Here is a 1,683-nt window from a genome sequence, read left to right as displayed (position 1 = left end):
TCGAGCAATAAATATTAAAATTGAGAAGATTAAAATTGACCAAAATATAATAGAAGTTTCTCTAGTTGAAATACTTTCAAGTAGTTCTTTCATAAGTTCTGTTTGTGAAGACTTTCTGCTAACGTTTTGCGGCTTGGCGAAGGTGGCGATTTAACCACAAATGTTCATACGAAGCACACACTTCAAATTTACGAAAAACTGTCATACGAAGCACTGAACCGCCACTTTTGCCAAACCGCTGTTAGTGGCTGGGCTTCTTTGTTTTCCGTCTGTCAGCAACATTTTTTGTCCTGCTGAATTGGTGGACAAGCAACACTTCCGTAGCTACAATAAACACAGCAGTCGCCTTGTTTTGGTTTTAGAACTTGTTTGCATTTTTCACATTCGTAAAAATATTGGCAAGCGTCTGTCGGCATTGTTTCTTCTTTCTTATGTCCGCAGTTGGGGCAAGTTATTGTTGATTGTAATTTGATTTCCATTTTAATTTTCTTTTTTGTCGGTTACAGAATATCCTGTTGAGTTTATTGCTTTTTCGATTTCAGAAATATTTGTTTTTGAGTTGTCAAATTCTATGATTGCATTTCCATTTTCATATGAAGCGTTTGAACTTATTATTCCTGTCAATTTATTTACTTCGTGATTTACGTGTTCTTCGCAACTCGCACAAGTCATTCCGCTAATCGTAAATTTTACTTTTTGAATATTGGATTTGTCCACTACTATGATTTGCTTTTCTTTCTTTGGGTAGAAAATGCTTGAATAGTATGGAAAGGCAAGCATAACGATTGCAAATGCTGTTACAATTCCTAAAAACATTTTTGACTGAATGAATTTTGGTTTTTCTTCTGTCTCACAGTTGCAGTCAATTTGCTTTTTAGGTTTCAACTTTTGATACCAAGCAAAACCAAGAACCAAAATTGTCAAACCGATAAAATACGGTCTGAAAGGTTCGAGCCAAGAAAAAGTAGAAGCAAGTCCGCTTGTTCCTGCAATGAGAGCCAAGACAGGTGTAATGCAACACAATGAAGCTGCAATTGCTGTTAAAAGTCCTGCTCCGATTAGTTTGTTGTCTGTTTTCATAATGTTTCTAATATTTTGTTTTCGTCAAGTATTTTGAAAAACGGTTTCAGCATTTTTTCATACTCTTTTGTCAACGAGTAAAAAATGGTTTGTGCTTCTCGTTCGGTTTCAATAAGTTTTCTGTCTTTGAGTTTTCTCAAGTGTTGTGAAACTGCTGAAATTGTCATACCGAGAATGTCGCTTATATCACAAACACAAAGTCGTTTTTCTTCATAGAGCAGAAATAGAATTTTCAGTCTTACGTTGTTTCCTGCCAATTCAAGTCCGTTCGATAAATAGTCAAACGAGCCGTTGAGTTCTGAAACTCGGTCTTTACAGCGGTTTATTTGTTTAATGTCCGCTTGTTGTCTTATACAAGAATTGTTGTCCATAGCACAAAGGTAGTCAATTTGTTTATTTAAGCAACTGCTAAAATATAAAATGTCAAAAAGAACCCGATTTTGTCTGACGGGTTGTGTCGTCATAGCCTTGCCACTAACGGAAAAAGTATTGGCGAAGTGCGGGCTAAATTGGACGAAAAGTTCAATTTAGACTAAACGTAGCCGATGCTTTTTCAGATTGTCTAAATTAAAGAAAAAAACAATATGAAAAGCAACGGCGGCT

Annotated in this window: 3 protein-coding genes; all 3 read right to left on the bottom strand. The window is 35.8% G+C overall.

Annotated features, from left to right (window positions below; all coding sequences use genetic code 11):
• Positions 1 to 272: 272 nt before the first annotated feature.
• From ACVFVN_RS14675 to ACVFVN_RS14665, 3 genes are read right to left on the bottom strand one after another with little or no spacing between them, the layout of a single operon-like run.
• Entirely contained in the window at positions 273 to 479 is a 207-nt protein-coding gene (locus ACVFVN_RS14675) for a GDCCVxC domain-containing (seleno)protein (protein ID WP_069796431.1), read from the bottom strand.
• A 1-nt stretch (position 480) separates the two neighbouring features.
• On the bottom strand, positions 481 to 1,080 hold the full coding sequence (gene merTP, locus ACVFVN_RS14670; RefSeq protein WP_035630394.1) for a mercuric transport protein MerTP: 600 nt from the start codon (positions 1,078 to 1,080) through the stop codon (positions 481 to 483).
• Complete coding sequence (locus tag ACVFVN_RS14665) at positions 1,077 to 1,451, bottom strand: ArsR/SmtB family transcription factor (protein WP_026728957.1); 375 nt, start codon at positions 1,449 to 1,451, stop codon at positions 1,077 to 1,079. Before ACVFVN_RS14665 ends, merTP begins: the two co-directional genes overlap by 4 nt.
• Between the last annotated feature and the right edge of the window lie 232 nt (positions 1,452 to 1,683).

The organism is Soonwooa purpurea, assembly GCF_053891095.1.
The sequence above is the reverse complement of the archived record's forward strand: the minus strand, read 5'-3'. Positions and strand labels throughout refer to the sequence as shown.

Excerpts from the sequence above, each read along its gene's own strand:
- ACVFVN_RS14675 (WP_069796431.1), bottom strand. The coding sequence starts at position 479 with ATGGAAATCAAATTACAATCAACAATAACTTGCCCCAACTGCGGACAT.
- merTP (WP_035630394.1), bottom strand. The coding sequence starts at position 1,080 with ATGAAAACAGACAACAAACTAATCGGAGCAGGACTTTTAACAGCAATT.
- ACVFVN_RS14665 (WP_026728957.1), bottom strand. The coding sequence starts at position 1,451 with ATGGACAACAATTCTTGTATAAGACAACAAGCGGACATTAAACAAATA.